Origin of the sequence: Lysinibacillus sp. FSL K6-0057 (genome assembly GCF_038630885.1) — a bacterium.
Taxonomy (GTDB): domain Bacteria; phylum Bacillota; class Bacilli; order Bacillales_A; family Planococcaceae; genus Lysinibacillus; species Lysinibacillus fusiformis_F.
Genome location: NZ_CP152047.1, coordinates 2,810,046 through 2,825,323 on the forward strand (window position 1 = coordinate 2,810,046; position 15,278 = coordinate 2,825,323).

Here is a 15,278-nt window from a genome sequence, read left to right on the forward strand (position 1 = left end):
TTCAACTTTTTCGCTTCTACTCTATTCAGTCATTTTTACTCCATTTAGCCTTTAAGATGATTTCGATAGCCTAATGGGGTCATCCCTTTTTCTCGTTTAAATATTTCTGAAAATTTACTCGGGTTTTTATAGCCTACCTTTTCAGCAATCTCTAAAATCGACTCATTTGTTGTGGCAAGCAAGCGACTTGCCTGATACACACGACATTTTTGAAGATACGCTGTAATCGACATACCATAGGTTAATGTAAAATTTTTCTTTAAAGAGGATTCTTTAAAATCAAATGCCTCACACAGGTCTTTTAATGTTAAAGGGGAAGCATGGTGATTCACAATATAATGTGCCACCTTTTTCATCATCTCGCAATGTCTATTTTCTATATAGTCAGATGAAATCATATATTTTTCTAATGGTAAGGAGGCTATGATGTACAATGCTTCTAATACTTTTATCTTCAAATAGGGGATATCATATTTTAATGGGCTGTCCATTAAATCTTTAAATAAGCTAAGAACAGGTGTTGAATAACAATCCATTACACAAAACTTTATTTTTTCTATATTTGCCATTACTTTTTGCCAATCAATCCGATGTGAAGATAGATCCTCTAGCGTGCTTTCTCCTAAATTTTCAACATCTACTGTGACCGTAATCCCTTTAAAAAAAAGAGAGGGAATATGAAAATCTTCAAATGTTTCGTTAAGCCATGTCACAAGGATTTGGTTAGGGTTTAAAAAAATCCTTTTGCCCTTTTTGGAGTCACACTCTATTCGCCCCTCATGACAGTAGTTCAGGGATAATAATGGAGAATGTGTAAAGCTTTTTTCATCAAATGTTTCCGCCTCAAAATCATTAAATGTAACCGATATCCCCTCAAACACCTCGATAAAATACATGCTTCCTTTTCTATTTTCACCCACCATCTCAAAATAAATAGAGCCTTTGTCTTGATGTGATGGCTTAAACGAATTTACTTTATGAAACGTTTCAAATTTCATCGTTACACCTCCACCTTATAGCATATAAGTTTTTCCTTCACGAATTCAACTACTATGTGGCATGTTTGTATACGATAATATAGTCAAACAGCTATAAAAAAGGTAGCTTCTAGACATTGAAAAAAGAGATGGGGATATGGTTGTTCGGGATTTCTCTACTAGTTGGATGTAGTGCTGCTGTTCCAAACGAGATAGTAAACGCTCCTAGTGAACAGGTCTCAACACAGCTCGAGACAAAGTATGAGGCTCCATTGATTGCCGTTTCCAAAGAAATTATATGCACTGAATGAAGCTCAAAATGAACTAACAGGCGTAACGTTGGATATCGATGGTAAGCGGAAAAATTTTGACTGGACAATCCCTGATACATGAACTCAGCCCCAGTTATTTTATACGAATCTGACAAATGATCATAAGGAAGAGGCTGTTATTATTAGCCAAACTGGACGAGGGACAGGCTTCAATCACTATGCGATTCATGTTGTAAATGTAGAGGATTTTTCGGAGATGAACGTCCAACATTATGAAGACATCGTTGCACCTCATATTGAATCAACGATTACTAAAAATAATGATGGCACATTAGCGATTACGATGAAAGTGCAAGGAAAAGAATCTACATTTGATTATGATTTTGATCCAGCACCAGATGTCAATCAAGCGCAACTTGCTTTCGGTGGCGTGATCGTTTATACAGTGGCAAATCAGAAAATCATGTGAAACATCCCCGCATCGATTGGCCTCTCACTCATTTATGTAGCCGATGTTCGTATCACCTATCAATTCAATCGTACTAAGAATGAATTTCTTGTTGAGCAAATGGATGTGAAACCTATCGAGAAATAAAGCCAGCCAAAAGCTGACCATTCTTGTCATCAGCTTTTGGCTTTTCCGTGGTAAACGTAATAAGCCTAGGCATTGTGTAGATGTTTATTCATAAGCTCCTCCACCTGGGTTTTTAATGCTTGATTGGCATAGCGTAGCACCTCATCATTGCCTGCGGTAGCCACTTGCACATCACTAAAGTAGTCATCAATCCGGTGCCAGCCAACTAATCGTATTTTTTGTTGGGCGAGCTGACGTTTCAATTGAAAATAATCTTTGTGTAGCTGCTTTAACAAGGCATCCATGGCAGGTAAAAATACACGCTTCATCTTAAAATGTTCTGCCACTGTCAGATCGTGCTGCAAGGATTTCACGGCTAAATCAAGCAGCAAATATTGATGTAATAATCGTCGTTGCTCTCCATTAATCACAGCCATCATCTTCTATACGAGCAGCATAAATATACCTTAAGGGAATATGCTTCGTTGTGGTAATGGTTTCAAGTAGCAACTGCTCCTCGTTCATTGCTTGAATGGTACCTCCCCATTGCACATAGTTACCATGTTCCCATATAGTTAACATAATATAGTTATGCTGTACGAATGCTCGTGTGATTGTTTGCTGTAGTTCTTCAAGCTCCCATTCAGCATGTTCCCGAGGTGACTCTGTCAACATCTCTTGTTTCCACGCCTTCAAAAGCATTAAATGCTCTGGTAGCATCATCGCTGTCCATTTCATCGTTCCTCTATCTCTTATCATTTTTTCACTCCTTATGCTAAATGCCCGCCAACTAAGCGATTCCGTGAAATAGCCGTACCAGCGTTTGTATAGGAGGCTGCGCGTAATAAGGCCACCACTCCATATTTTCTGCGAATCGCATCCATGACATGACCAATGACCTGTCGTTGTTCCCTCCGCTCATCAAATAAATCAAGTTGAATACTACGCTCTGGCTCTAGGTTTGTCAGTCTAACCGATAATTGACGTGCTGGCTCACCCGCAAAATGCTCATCTAGTAAGGCCAGACATGTCTGATACATGACAAGGGTCTCATTAGTTGGACTTTCGATGGTTCTTGAGCGATGGAACCCTTTTGTCATCGCATTGCGACTATAAGAGAGCCCCAAGCTAACAGTCCGCCCTACATACCCCGCTTCTCGTGTACGTCGCATCACATCCTCACACATTTCTAACAGCACAACCGCAATATCCTTTCGTGTGTGATAATCCTTCATCAGCATTTGGCCCTTCCCAAAGCTTAATGCCGCATTGTTCACTAGTGGCTCCCCCAATGTGGAGAGATCAATGCCCCATGCATGGTAATAGTATTGATTGCCCATAATACCAAAATGCTTTTCTAATTCGGCTAAATCGGCATGGGCTAATCCACCGACTGTTTGGATGCCCATCGCATTTAAATTGGCTGCCATCTGTTTACCAATCCCCCACATATCAGATAAAGAACGTACTGGCCAAAGCTTTGGTGGCACATCTGCATAGGTCCATTTGGCAAAGCCTGACTTTTTTGCCTCTAGATCTAACGCTAATTTAGCCATCAGCATATTTGGTCCCATGCCAATGGCGGACGGAATGCGAAACTTTTCATAGATATCTTCCTGAATCAATTTGGCTACCTGCTCAGGTGAGCCCCAAAGTTGCTCTGTTCCCGTTAGATCTACAAAGCTTTCATCCACACTATAAACATGGATCGCCTCTGGAGGGACATATTGTGCAATCAGACGCGTAATGGCCATGGACATCTCTAGAAAAAAGGACATTTTTGGCTCAAACAGCTTAATATCTGGGTGTTGGGGAATTTCATAACGTCGATTCCCTGTTTTAATGTTAAATTTTTCTTTCATCATCGGGGAAGCAGCCAGAACAATACTGCCTGGTTGCTCAAAATTACCGATGACGGCAATCGGATCTGTCAGAACATCTAGCCCTTCTAGCATAGCGATACAGCTCGCATAAAAACATTTCATATCAATACAAAAAATATCTCTTTGTGGGAAGTCGTCGTAATTCATATGACCTCAGACTCTCGCTGTAAAATAGGCAGAAGTGCTAGAACATTGTTAATAAGAAACGTACGCTTCGCTAGCCTTGTAAAGCAAAAGGCGGTAAAGGAATCACCTGTGATGTTGATGATTTTCACGCGCCTTTTTGTAATGGCACCTGATTTCGCTATATACATCATGTGGACGATTTGGTGACGGTGCATGGCTTTTATTAACTGTTCTTTCATGTTGAATGCTCCTTTACTGACTCTGTTTACGTGCGTTACATGTTGAACAGAGTTTTTCACAACTAAGAACAAACGTTTGTGTTTTCATTATACGCACATACGTTCTTAAATAGAAGTGGTAATTTTAGCTAATTTTTATCCAGACAGATGCTAGCGGCATCTAGGCATTTGTGTAAGTCTAGAAGCCCTTAAAACATAATCTATGATGATGAATAGCTCAATTTACATGAGAAAGGATGTAAGTATCAGCTCAAATATCGATTATAGCTCCCCTTCTGCAGCGTTCACGTTTGATGTCAATAAAAGTACGCTTTTTAAAAAAGACTCCCGAAATTACATTAATATTCTCGGTGTGGAACAATTAAATACATTAGAAAATACATCTTTGCTTGATATTTTTTTAAGTAAAGACAATGTCATCGAGCCACATTACCATCAAAATGCAGCCGAGCTTGTCTATTGTATTGCAGGAGCAGCAACGGTTTCTCTATTGAATCCCTTTACCAAGAAAATTCAAAACTATCCCATCAAGCCTGGGCAAGTTGCCAATATACCACAGGGCTGGTGGCATTATGAGGTAGCAACAGAAGATAACACACATCTACTCGCTATTTTTGATGCGCCAACGCCAGAGGTCATTTTAGGCTCTGATATCTTAAAATTCACACCAGCCAATATTATGGCCCATACGTATTGTTTAGATGAAGAGCAATGGAAGAAAACTATTGCACCGATTGTTCCTACAACTTATATTGGACCAGCAAAAGGCTGCAATCGTGTCAAATCAGCAACCGATCAAGCCCCTTATAAACCAACCATGCCACAGCAATATATGAAACCATGTCCATACCCTTATCCATATCGTTACCCTCATACGTATCCTTATGGCACCTACTATTAGCGACCTCTTATTCATTTTTTATTGTAAAAGATGAATAGAATGTCATTTACTGCTCCATCCTAATCTTAAATCAAACTAAGAGTTAGGAAGTGTCAGGATGACAATGATAAATGAAAATCTAGCATCATTACGATTTAAGGAGATTTTTAAGCTTTGGTCACAGCTCGGTGTCAATCAAGGCTATATTGCTTCAAGCCATGCTTTTTTTAAGCATACGCGTGATAAAAACTTAAAAATCCTAACATTGGAATTTATTCAATGTTTAAAAGAAGAAAATAAACAGCTAACACTGCTATTAAAGGAAAACGGTGTGCTAGCACCAACAGCCTCGATAGAGTACAGCAAAATGAAAATAACGGATATCCGTGGAAAATCTTTCATTAATGATAGCGAAATTAGTGCTATTTTATCGATGAATATTGCCTCCTCTTTGATTGCCGTAAGCCAAGCTTTAGAACTGGCAGTAAAGAAAACACATCTAACCAAGTATGGTGAACTCCATATGCGTTATGCCCTACTTGGAGCGAAATTGATTGACCTAAGTAAGAGTAAAGGCTGGTTATTAGCCTCTCCACGCTAAAAAGAAGCCTCCGTTTATTACCTAACGGAAGCTTCTTTTTTTATCTATTATCGATTTCTCACAAACAGTAGCTTATACCATTGATTGACTAGGAATGGTAACACCGATAGGCTATAAATAAAACCTAGCTGTGCTAATGTTAATGGAGCTACCTCAAAGACCGTTGTAAGCATTGGCATAAATAAAACAATGTGTAAACTTAGCACACCAATGATAAAGGCAAACCACGTATATTTATTCGAAAATACACCAATAGCAAAAATGGATTGTTTGGATCGAGAATTAAAGCCATGCACTAACCTTGATAAGCATAGTGTTGTAAAGGCCATCGTGCTCGCTGTTAACGTATCGCCTGTCGATAAACCGATTTGAAACGCAATAATGGTGGAAATGGCGATTAATATCCCTTCAAGCACGACTTGTGTGGTAAAGGCTTTATTTAATAAAGGGGTATGAATGTTTCTAGGCTTGTCCTTCATTGTTTTCTTATTATTTGGCTCTAAACCGATGGCGATAGCTGGCAGACTATCTGTTAATAAGTTGATGAATAATAGATGGACAGGTGCAAAAGGAACAGGTAAGCCCAGAACCGTTGCATACAACACGACAAAAATAGCGCCTGCATTTCCAGATAATAAGAACAGAATGGCATTTTTTATATTTGTATAGATGCTACGGCCATTGGCGATTGCTTTAACAATCGTTGAAAAATTATCATCAGTTAAAATCATGGACGAGGCATCTTTTGCAACCTCCGTGCCCGTCACGCCCATAGCTACCCCAATATCTGCTTGTTTCAGAGCAGGGCCGTCATTGACACCATCCCCTGTCATGGCGACAACATGCCCTTTATCCTGCCATGCTTTAACAATACGGATTTTTTGGGCTGGTGTAACACGAGCATACACAGAATAATCATGTACTTTATCTTGTAGCTCTTGATCGGTTAGACCCTCGAGTGCATGTCCTTCTATCGCTTCTGCTGGATTTTGTAAAATACCAATTTGTTCGGCAATAGCCGTTGCTGTAATTTTATGGTCCCCTGTAATCATGACGGGCTTAATACCTGCTTTTATACAGCTTTCCACAGCCTCTTTTGATTCTTTTCTTGGCGGGTCCATCATTGCCACTAAGCCCACAAAGATTAAATCTCGTTCCGCTCTTGTATCGACTTTTTGTAGAGGCAATACCTCCTTATAAGCAATGGCTAACACCCTTAAGCCATTCATAGAAAAATCACGATTCATCGCCTCGATTTTCTGACGATGCTGCGGGGTCATCTCAAAAATGCCTGTTGATGTTTTGATTCGTGTCACTTTTGGCAAGAGTACATCTAAAGCCCCTTTGGTAATCATGACGGGTTGCTTATCCATCTGATTGACAGTGCTCATGAGCTTCCTCGTCGAATCAAATGGAATTTCAGCCAGGCGTGGATATTGCTCGCGGATATTCAATTCATCTAAACCATACTGTTTCCCCAATTTCACGAGCGCAATTTCTGTAGGATCGCCGATTTCTTTCTGCTCACGCTCTACAGCATCACTACATAAAAGGGCTTTTACCATTAGCTCTTTTTCCACTGGGTTCGTTGGATTAAGCCAATCATGGGGAATCTTCTTCTGGTCTACAAAAACTTCCTGTACCACCATTTTATTTTCTGTTAAAGTACCTGTTTTATCAGAACAAATGACCGATACACTCCCTAAGCTTTCAACAGCATACAGCTTGCGAATGATCGCATTTTCCTTCGCCATCTTTTGGGTGCCAAAAGCTAATACGATGGTCACAATGGAGCTCAAAGCCTCTGGAATAGCCGCAACAGCAAGAGATACGGCAAACATAAAGGATTCCACTAAGGCTCGTCCTCGAATAAGGTCAATCGTAAAAATCGCTAAACAAATCAGCGTAATCCCTAATGCTAATTTTTCACCGAATTGGTCAAGGCTAATCTGTAACGGTGTTTTCTTTTCCTTGGCTGTATCGAGTAAATTCGCAATTTTTCCGATTTCCGTCTGCATCCCGATTGCCGTAACCATCACGATGCCACGTCCATTGGTCACAAAGCTTCCTGAGTACACCATATTTTTCTTATCCGCAATGGTGATATTGTTTTTTCGAATAGGGTCTGTACTTTTGGCCACAGCTATCGATTCGCCTGTAAGAGAGCTTTCGTTGATGTGTAAATTATGGCTTTCTAGTAGTCTGCCATCTGCATTGATATAGTCTCCTGCCTCCAACATCAGAAGGTCTCCTACTACAATTTCTTCAGAAGAAATTTCTACTAGTTGATTATTGCGCATGACCTTGGCAATGGGAGAGGTCAATGCTTTCAGATTATCTAGTGACTGTTCTGCCTTGACATGCTGCACTGTACCTAAAATGGCATTTAAAATAACCACAATCATGATCACAATGGTGCTTTCTACTTCTCCTAGTAGAAAGGAAACAATGGCAGCAACGAGTAAAATGATGACCAATAAATCTTTAAATTGGCCCATGAAAACAGCCAACGTACTTGTTTTTTTCCCTTCCTCTAATACATTATAGCCATAGACCTGTTGCCTTTTTTGGACGTCATCATCAGTCAAACCTTGTGTGGTGACGTTCAATATCTTCATGACTTCAGCAGATGATTGTTGATGATATTCATTCATTGGGTTCTCCTTCCATTTACAAGAGATGAAGGTCTCCTACTATTTTTCTTGAAAATAATATTCGCTCTTAAAATCTCAAACTCCTCAAATCTGTAAAATTCATTAACTACAACAATCTATTCCATAGGTAATTAGAGTATGCTAAGAAACCATAGAGAATTTAATTTTGGAAAGCGTATGAAAATAGATTCATGCAAACCAATTAAAAAGGTATTGGGATGGCTTTCCCAATACCTTTCATGGCTGTTGTTCTATTATGAGTTATGTTGTGCTGATTGATAATCTACGTGCTGCTCCTGTCCAAGTGGTGCTCTTTTAATAGAGAAGATGGCACAGCCTAAAGCACAGAGAACTAGAATCGTACCGAAGCTAGCTAAGTGCATAACGGATCCTGTCCAGGCAAACATTGCGCCACCAACTGCTGATCCGATAGAAATACCAATTTGCAGGGCAGCTGTATTTAAGCTTTGCTGAATATCGGATGATTGAGGATCCGCCTGAATTAAATAATTTTGTAATGGCGGTGTCAATGCCCAGCTCAACGCACCCCATAAAACCGTAAACACTAAAAACAGTGGTAAGGCAATAATTGTATAAGGAATACTGAATAAGACAATGGCGAAGGCCGAGACAATTAAAATAATGGCTTTACTTGTGCCAATTTTATCACTGATCCAGCCACCTACAGCATTCCCGCTAACAGAGGCAATACCAAAGATTAAGTAACAAATACTAATCCATGAAGCACTCATATCAAATGCCTCTACTAAAAATGGTGTTAAATAAGCATAGAGCATGTAATGACCAGCTAGCATAAACAAGGTAGTTAACTGCGCTGTCAGGATTTTTAAATTCGCCAGAGATTTGATTTGCGCCTTGAGTGGCACTACTTCTCCAATTGGCATTTTTTCAAGTAATAAGGCAATTAATATCATTGAAATCGTTGACAGTACACTAATACCTAAAAATACAGCTCGCCAGCCAAACGCCTCTGTAATAAAAATACCCATTGGCACACCGATCACAAGCGCAGAACTTACGCCCATAAAAACAAGCCCAAGTGCTTTAGCACGATGGCGAGGCTCTACGATTTTGGTTGTAATCGTTAATGATAAAACAATCACTAACGCTGTACTCATGGCTGTGAAAATACGTGCAATTAGCACAATGATGAACGTTGTACTAAAGAAAGTCATGAGATTCCCTAACGTGAAAATAAATAAAGAAATAAGGAATAAGCGCTTCCGTTCCACCTTGGCTGTCAGGGATAGTAGGACTGGCGCAGAAATTGCATAAACTAGTGCAAAAATAGTAATTAATTGCCCCGCTGTCGCTAAAGATACATCTAAATCCTCTGCAATATTTGGCAGTATGCCACCAACAATTAATTCAACTAACCCTACTGCAAAGGTAGTCACAGCAAGAATATAAACTCTCCAATTCATCGTAATCTCCCCTTCGTTACACGCTCATTTTTGTAGGAGATTGTTTTAAAACAAAATAAAAAATCCTGACTACAAAAATAAAGCAAAGTTTTGTAGTCAGGATTTTATGGTTCCTGGTAGAGACCCTCAATCCATATTATTGAGGTTATACAGATCAAATATTTACTTTAGCTATAGTAGCACATCAAAATTTCATTGACAATAACTTTTTTTTATAGAGTTTTTTACATCTAACAATCTTTTCATCGAGAGAAAATTTCGATTTTCTGCTTATATTTCGACGAATTTGACCATATATAATAACATACAATAACTATTTTACGAGGTGATTGTTTGCGTATAGTAGGATTTGTCTGCTATTTTTTAATACTATTTTATGGCGTAGAATTAGTAGAAGAAGCGTTCACAAATGAAGAACCAGCAATGCAATCTCCAATGAAAAGTAAGCCATCGCCCATCAAGGAAACCGTTGAAAATTCAAAGATTTGTGTCTATTATCCCACTTATAAAAGCTGTACCGATTTACCCCAAAATTAAAAAGAGGCTACTCAATGGAGTGACCTCTTTTTCATCATTTTGAACCAATATGAAAATGACTAAATGGATATAGTATTAATTTTGATTCACCGTAAACTGCATCCTCTGAAATTAAACCATAATGGCGACTGTCACTACTTTTTAGACGATTGTCACCAAGCACAAAATACATGCCCTTTGGCACTTCTTTTTCATTTACTAATTGTTCCAATGTAAAGTTTTCCGTAATGCGTAATTGATTAGGATCATCCGTTTGACGGTTAACATAATCTTCTTTGTATGCTTTGCCATTGACATACAATACATCGTCTTTCATTTCCACTTTATCCCCTGGAAGACCAATGACACGCTTAATATATAACTCATCCTCAACAGGTGATTGGAAAACAATTTGATCGAAACGCTCGATTTTACTTGTTTTACTTACAATAATAATATCCTTATCATGGTAAGTCGGGTACATCGATGCTCCTTGCACTTTAATCGGCGCAAATAAAAATTGCTTACAGCCAAAAACAACAACAGCTGTAATGACAATAATTTTGATGTAGGATAGTATTTCTTTTTTTAGATTGGATGTTTTTTCCTCTTGCATGCTCATTCCCCGATACTGTTTTTTAATAGTATAACATTTTCTCACTATTATTGACGAATGAATCACACAAATTGTTTCCTATTCATAGAAAAATAGACAAGGCTACAAAGTAACATTGTCTAGAAATTGCTATTTTGTTGTTTCACCGTTATGAATGGTTAGTTTGTGTAGCAGAGTGATGCTGCTCGTTTAATAAATCTACTGCTAATACGATACCAACTGGTAATGCAAATGCTAATAAAATTGTGCCTATAATCATCACAATCACTCCTTTAACCATTTCTAATGTCAGTATACACCAAATTTTCAGATATTTCAAGAAATATCGAAAAATGATGGATAACAGCAAAAAAATCATTCAACTAGGCATGCACCCTACCTGAATGATTTTTTATCCCTTACATAAACAATTTTAAACACAATACTTGTAGGCCTCTTACCGCTGATTGGACTGGATTTTTTCGCACTTTACGTTTAGGTACATAGCTTTGCATGCAATGATTCAGCGCTGTATACCTCAGCACCTGGGTCCTCCCATTCATTCATCTCCCTCCCTTCGTGGCCAAAAAGTTTACAACTCGTATGCGACATATTGTAAGCAACTTGCTTACTTGCTTTGTAAATGGTTTTTTAAATCTGTTTGTATTTTTTGAAGCTCAGCCTCATTGGGAATGTAGTACCAAATGCGGTTAATCCTTTCCCCATCCCCCTCTTCAAACGATAACTGCTCAATATCCTTATCCATTTTTTTATAAATACTTTGTAGCTGAATAAGGTCCTTCACAGAGAAATTCATGCGAACATTGTCGCCTAGTACATTCAGCATATCGGTTGCCTTTAATAATGTTGATGGTGTGGAGGCTTTTTTCATCACCGCTTCAATGATTTGGCGTTGTCGAATTTGGCGTCCAAAATCACCTCGTGGATCTTCATAACGAATACGAGAAAAAATAAGGGCCTCATTACCATCTAATGTGATTTCTCCCTTTGGATAATGGTATTCGTCATAGGTTAAATCCATATCATTATCGATTGTTACGCCACCCAGCGTGTCAATAATTTGTAAAAAGCCCTCCATATTAATAAACACATAATAATCAATGGGTATATTTAAAAAATTTTCGACCGTATCCACAGCCATTGGGACGCCCCCAAAGGCATAGGCATGATTAATCTTATCTACTGTGTCATGACCAACAATTTCTGTTCGTGTATCACGGGGTATACTAAGCATTTTCATTGTCTGTTTTTCAGGATTCACAGTGATTACAATCATAGTATCGGAACGACCACTATCATCTTTTCGTTCATCGACCCCAAGCATCAGAACCGAAAATGGATCTTTTTTAATCACTGTTTTTTCTTCTGGTTGTGCTGCATCTGTTGTTTGAATAAGTGGTGTATTTATTTTATTCATAGTTTTTTGGATGGTAAAGTAGGCAGTACCTATAAAAATCAAAAAAATTGCTAATAGGCTACCAACAATCCACAGCCATAATTTTTTCTTGCTCTTTTTCTCTTTTGAGCGTTTCATATTTTTTTCCATACATAAGTCCTTTCTTGCTTAACAATTTTGCCCCTCTTTTTGACGTATTAAGTTGGAAAAAAGTTTATCTAGTCTACTTATATGCATAATGAACGAAAAAAAGACGTACACTAGTATTTACTAATTTTACAGCATACTATTCCCTCATTTGTCAATTATCTTCCTTTTACATTCATCCCCTTCTATCAAAATGGTGCTATCTTAATTTATTGAAAATTCATTATTGTTGATATATACTATTTTCAAGATACAACGTCTCTATAATAGAAACAATTTTATTTAGGAGGAATCACTCAATGTTTCAAAAAAGAAGAGAGCAGCTCGTTTCCCGTATGCAGCAACAGTCGATTGATGTAGCGGTACTAGTGCCAGGGTCAAACATGTATTATTTTACAGGCCTTCAGTTAAAGCAAAGTGAACGCTTAACAGTAGTGGCTATCACCGCTCATAATCAATTATATTTTCTCGTTCCACAAGTAGAATTAACAAAAGTAGACTTGAGTAATGGTGGGACAATCTTATCCTATTCAGATGAAGAAGGACCTACACAGGCCATCCAGCAACTAAAAAAAGAATTAGGAATAGCGCAGACACTTGGTATTGAATATGACGCCATGCGCGTGAAGGAACAGAAGGCTATCGAAAACCTTACATATGACAATTTATGTGATATCGGAGCATCCATTCGTGATATACGTATGGAAAAAGATGAACATGAAATAGCCCTCATGCGTCAGGCTGTACAGATTGTCGAAGAAAGTCTAGCAGCCACATTACCAATTATTCAAGCAGGTATTTCAGAAATGGAAGTCGCAGCCCAATTAGAATATGAAATGAGACGACGCGGATCAGAAGGAACACCTTTTGGGACTATTGTTGCTTCGGGTTATCGAGGTGCGCTTCCTCATGGTAGAGCAAGCACGAAAAAAATAGAGACAGGCGAATTAATCGTCATAGATTTTGGTGCTATTTATAAGGGCTATGTGGCGGATATGACCAGAACGGTTGCTTTAGGAGAAGTTTCTCCAACGCTAAAAACGATTTACAGCATTGTGAAGCAAGCAAATGAAACGGCCATAGTAGCCATAAAACCAGGTATGACAGCTCATGCCATCGATGATCTGGCAAGAGGCATTATTTGCGATGCTGGCTATGGCGATTATTTCACACATCGACTTGGCCACGGCATTGGTTTAAGCGCACATGAAGAGCCTTATATGATGCAACGTAATCAACTAGTGTTAAAGCCAGGCATGGCCTTTACTGTGGAGCCAGGTATCTATGTGCAGGATGTTGCTGGTGTTCGTATCGAGGATAATTTAATTGTCACAGAAGATGGTTACGAAAATTTAATGACCTATTCGAAAGAATTAATCATTTTATAAGGTTGGTGTGTACAATGATAGACATGAGGAAAATACAACAGGATATGCCGCTACTTGAACACTGTATTTATCTAAACACAGCTGCTGCATCTGCCATGCCACAGCCAGTAGTGGATGAAATGACGAGCTATCTCCAAAAACAAGCAAGTATTGGTCCCTACTTGCCCTCTTTTCGTCAAGAAACGTATGCTCAAGTAGAGCGTATTCGAGAGAAAGCCGCATTGTTTATCGGCGCAATAAAAGAGGAAATTGCCTTTGTGCCAAACGGTTCAGTGGCTATTAATTATGTCGCTGGGGGCATGCAATGGAAACGGGGAGATGAGGTCATAGTACTCGACACAGAAATGTTGAGTAACTACGTGCCTTGGCTTGCCCTTCAGCAACATGGGGTTCAGCTGAAAGTGTTAAAAACGAATGATGAATATATGGTAGATTTACAAGCGCTTGAGCTACTTATCACCCCTCAAACGAGATTGATTGCCTTTGCCCATATGTCCAATGCTGCTGGCGCACTCCAGCCCGCCAAAGAAATATGTCAGCTAGCCCAGCAACACAATGTGCTAACCTTGATTAATGCCAATCAAACACTTGGTTTAACACCAATGAATGTTGCCGAACTTGGCTGTGACTTTCTAGTTGCATGTGGGCGAAAATGGCTACGCGGCCCTGAAGGATCAGGTATTTTATACGTACGAGAAGCGCTCATTCCAACATTGACGCCTATTATGATTGGCTGGGGCAGCACCCAGTGGGATTATCAGAACAATGCCTATTCTTTTTTAGAAACAGCTAAACGTTTTGAGCCAGGTTGTCCGATCATTCCCAGTATTTTCGGACTAGGGGCAGCTATTGATTATGCGAACAATATTGGTATCCATCACATATATGAACGCGTACAACAGCTAACAAACTATTTAATTGAACAGCTTGCAACGATTCCAGGCATTGTCTTATATGGCCCGCAAAATAATGCTTATCGATTATCGATTACACCGTTTAATATTGAAGGGCTGTCACCAGATGAGCTAACCAATGCTTTAGCAGAACGTGGGGTCATCATTGAAGCGGGCACATTTATGGCGAATACCATTATGGAACGCAATCAAATTACTAAAATGGCCCGTTTTTCGCCACACTATTTTAATACGTTTGAAGAAATCGACACGGCTGTGTCCATCATAAAAGACATCCAAACAAAGGCTCAAGATAGACATTAACTATCTTGAGCCTCTTAGTGTTGAAAAACAAAACCATCCATAGAATTTTTGTGAAAGGTGAAAATGGTTTCCGTTACAGGCTACTTGCTTTCCTGTGGGCGAGCGCCGAGCCGCTTCCTCCGCTCCCGCTCGTGCAGGGGCTCGTCTGTCTCGCTATCCCACGGGAGTCAAGTAGCCCTCCACTCCAACCTACAAAATGTTAACTTTTTAGCAAAGGTTTTCAAATAAAGTGAAGGTCTTCACTACCCATTTTATGGAGGGCTTTTGACACTCATCACTTCTTCGCAATGAAATTAAGAGTCTATCCTTTCTCTAATCATACAAATAATAGGCTAATTTGATTACTA

Annotated in this window: 16 protein-coding genes and 1 riboswitch; of the genes, 6 read left to right on the forward strand and 10 right to left on the reverse strand. The window is 39.1% G+C overall.

Annotated features, from left to right (window positions below; translation table 11 throughout):
• Positions 1 to 44: 44 nt before the first annotated feature.
• Positions 45 to 998, reverse strand: coding sequence for an AraC family transcriptional regulator (locus tag MHB40_RS13825; RefSeq protein ID WP_342440745.1), 954 nt, complete (start codon positions 996 to 998; stop codon positions 45 to 47).
• 507 nt (positions 999 to 1,505) lie between these two features.
• Here MHB40_RS13825 and MHB40_RS13830 point away from each other — a divergent pair.
• Positions 1,506 to 1,718, forward strand: coding sequence for a hypothetical protein (locus MHB40_RS13830; RefSeq protein WP_342440746.1), 213 nt, complete (start codon positions 1,506 to 1,508; stop codon positions 1,716 to 1,718).
• 191 nt (positions 1,719 to 1,909) lie between these two features.
• Here the strand turns inward: MHB40_RS13830 and MHB40_RS13835 are convergent, their stop codons facing one another.
• The 4 genes from MHB40_RS13835 to MHB40_RS13850 are packed head-to-tail and all read right to left on the reverse strand — an operon-like array spanning position 1,910 to position 4,071.
• Complete coding sequence (locus MHB40_RS13835) at positions 1,910 to 2,263, reverse strand: aconitate hydratase (protein ID WP_342440747.1); 354 nt, start codon at positions 2,261 to 2,263, stop codon at positions 1,910 to 1,912.
• Entirely contained in the window at positions 2,247 to 2,582 is a 336-nt protein-coding gene (locus MHB40_RS13840; RefSeq protein WP_205443988.1) for a YolD-like family protein, read from the reverse strand. The genes MHB40_RS13835 and MHB40_RS13840 overlap by 17 nt, the downstream gene beginning before the upstream one ends.
• 11 nt (positions 2,583 to 2,593) lie before the next feature.
• On the reverse strand, positions 2,594 to 3,853 hold the full coding sequence (locus MHB40_RS13845; protein WP_342532551.1) for a UV damage repair protein UvrX: 1,260 nt from the start codon (positions 3,851 to 3,853) through the stop codon (positions 2,594 to 2,596).
• Entirely contained in the window at positions 3,850 to 4,071 is a 222-nt protein-coding gene (locus MHB40_RS13850; protein WP_205443991.1) for a transcriptional regulator, read from the reverse strand. The genes MHB40_RS13845 and MHB40_RS13850 overlap by 4 nt, the downstream gene beginning before the upstream one ends.
• Before the next feature lie 202 nt (positions 4,072 to 4,273).
• Between MHB40_RS13850 and MHB40_RS13855 the strand changes: the two genes are divergently transcribed.
• Together MHB40_RS13855 and MHB40_RS13860 are read left to right on the forward strand one after the other, a co-directional pair.
• The gene (locus MHB40_RS13855) at positions 4,274 to 4,972 is read left to right on the forward strand and encodes a cupin domain-containing protein (RefSeq protein WP_342532552.1); all 699 of its coding nucleotides are present in this window, start codon (positions 4,274 to 4,276) and stop codon (positions 4,970 to 4,972) included.
• A 97-nt stretch (positions 4,973 to 5,069) separates the two neighbouring features.
• On the forward strand, positions 5,070 to 5,552 hold the full coding sequence (locus MHB40_RS13860; RefSeq protein ID WP_243456224.1) for a DUF3231 family protein: 483 nt from the start codon (positions 5,070 to 5,072) through the stop codon (positions 5,550 to 5,552).
• A gap of 47 nt (positions 5,553 to 5,599) precedes the next feature.
• Here the strand turns inward: MHB40_RS13860 and MHB40_RS13865 are convergent, their stop codons facing one another.
• Positions 5,600 to 8,206 carry a cation-translocating P-type ATPase gene (locus tag MHB40_RS13865; RefSeq protein WP_342532554.1) on the reverse strand — a complete coding sequence of 869 codons (2,607 nt, stop codon included), beginning with the start codon at positions 8,204 to 8,206 and terminating at the stop codon, positions 5,600 to 5,602.
• 254 nt (positions 8,207 to 8,460) lie between these two features.
• The gene (locus MHB40_RS13870) at positions 8,461 to 9,651 is read right to left on the reverse strand and encodes an MFS transporter (protein WP_342532555.1); all 1,191 of its coding nucleotides are present in this window, start codon (positions 9,649 to 9,651) and stop codon (positions 8,461 to 8,463) included.
• A 73-nt stretch (positions 9,652 to 9,724) separates the two neighbouring features.
• Positions 9,725 to 9,824, reverse strand: a riboswitch (purine riboswitch).
• A gap of 160 nt (positions 9,825 to 9,984) precedes the next feature.
• On the opposite strand from MHB40_RS13870, the gene MHB40_RS13875 reads away from it, so the two are divergent.
• Entirely contained in the window at positions 9,985 to 10,188 is a 204-nt protein-coding gene (locus tag MHB40_RS13875; RefSeq protein ID WP_342440751.1) for a hypothetical protein, read from the forward strand.
• Between the two features lie 34 nt (positions 10,189 to 10,222).
• On the opposite strand, the gene lepB is transcribed toward MHB40_RS13875, so the two are convergent.
• The 3 genes from lepB to MHB40_RS13890 all read right to left on the reverse strand — a co-directional run bounded on the left by lepB (position 10,223) and on the right by MHB40_RS13890 (position 12,329).
• Positions 10,223 to 10,783, reverse strand: a complete 561-nt coding sequence (gene lepB, locus MHB40_RS13880) for a signal peptidase I (protein ID WP_342440752.1) — start codon at positions 10,781 to 10,783, stop codon at positions 10,223 to 10,225.
• Between the two features lie 148 nt (positions 10,784 to 10,931).
• Complete coding sequence (locus tag MHB40_RS13885) at positions 10,932 to 11,042, reverse strand: hypothetical protein (protein WP_016995537.1); 111 nt, start codon at positions 11,040 to 11,042, stop codon at positions 10,932 to 10,934.
• A gap of 348 nt (positions 11,043 to 11,390) precedes the next feature.
• Complete coding sequence (locus MHB40_RS13890) at positions 11,391 to 12,329, reverse strand: LCP family protein (protein ID WP_205443995.1); 939 nt, start codon at positions 12,327 to 12,329, stop codon at positions 11,391 to 11,393.
• Between the two features lie 296 nt (positions 12,330 to 12,625).
• Between MHB40_RS13890 and MHB40_RS13895 the strand changes: the two genes are divergently transcribed.
• On the forward strand, positions 12,626 to 13,714 hold the full coding sequence (locus MHB40_RS13895; RefSeq protein WP_342532557.1) for a Xaa-Pro peptidase family protein: 1,089 nt from the start codon (positions 12,626 to 12,628) through the stop codon (positions 13,712 to 13,714).
• Positions 13,715 to 13,728: 14 nt separating this feature from the next.
• Complete coding sequence (locus tag MHB40_RS13900; protein ID WP_342440755.1) at positions 13,729 to 14,931, forward strand: aminotransferase class V-fold PLP-dependent enzyme; 1,203 nt, start codon at positions 13,729 to 13,731, stop codon at positions 14,929 to 14,931.
• Positions 14,932 to 15,278 lie beyond the last annotated feature (347 nt).

Bases quoted from the DNA above. Each gene is read 5' to 3' on its own strand.
- MHB40_RS13835 (WP_342440747.1), bottom strand. From the start codon at position 2,263: ATGATGGCTGTGATTAATGGAGAGCAACGACGATTATTACATCAATAT.
- MHB40_RS13900 (WP_342440755.1), top strand. From the start codon at position 13,729: ATGATAGACATGAGGAAAATACAACAGGATATGCCGCTACTTGAACAC.
- MHB40_RS13830 (WP_342440746.1), top strand. From the start codon at position 1,506: ATGAACGTCCAACATTATGAAGACATCGTTGCACCTCATATTGAATCA.
- MHB40_RS13895 (WP_342532557.1), top strand. From the start codon at position 12,626: ATGTTTCAAAAAAGAAGAGAGCAGCTCGTTTCCCGTATGCAGCAACAG.
- MHB40_RS13840 (WP_205443988.1), bottom strand. From the start codon at position 2,582: ATGATAAGAGATAGAGGAACGATGAAATGGACAGCGATGATGCTACCA.
- MHB40_RS13870 (WP_342532555.1), bottom strand. From the start codon at position 9,651: ATGAATTGGAGAGTTTATATTCTTGCTGTGACTACCTTTGCAGTAGGG.
- MHB40_RS13850 (WP_205443991.1), bottom strand. From the start codon at position 4,071: ATGAAAGAACAGTTAATAAAAGCCATGCACCGTCACCAAATCGTCCAC.
- MHB40_RS13885 (WP_016995537.1), bottom strand. From the start codon at position 11,042: ATGATTATAGGCACAATTTTATTAGCATTTGCATTACCAGTTGGTATC.
- MHB40_RS13865 (WP_342532554.1), bottom strand. From the start codon at position 8,206: ATGAATGAATATCATCAACAATCATCTGCTGAAGTCATGAAGATATTG.
- MHB40_RS13890 (WP_205443995.1), bottom strand. From the start codon at position 12,329: ATGGAAAAAAATATGAAACGCTCAAAAGAGAAAAAGAGCAAGAAAAAA.
- MHB40_RS13845 (WP_342532551.1), bottom strand. From the start codon at position 3,853: ATGAATTACGACGACTTCCCACAAAGAGATATTTTTTGTATTGATATG.
- MHB40_RS13855 (WP_342532552.1), top strand. From the start codon at position 4,274: ATGATGATGAATAGCTCAATTTACATGAGAAAGGATGTAAGTATCAGC.
- lepB (WP_342440752.1), bottom strand. From the start codon at position 10,783: ATGCAAGAGGAAAAAACATCCAATCTAAAAAAAGAAATACTATCCTAC.
- MHB40_RS13825 (WP_342440745.1), bottom strand. From the start codon at position 998: ATGAAATTTGAAACGTTTCATAAAGTAAATTCGTTTAAGCCATCACAT.
- MHB40_RS13860 (WP_243456224.1), top strand. From the start codon at position 5,070: ATGACAATGATAAATGAAAATCTAGCATCATTACGATTTAAGGAGATT.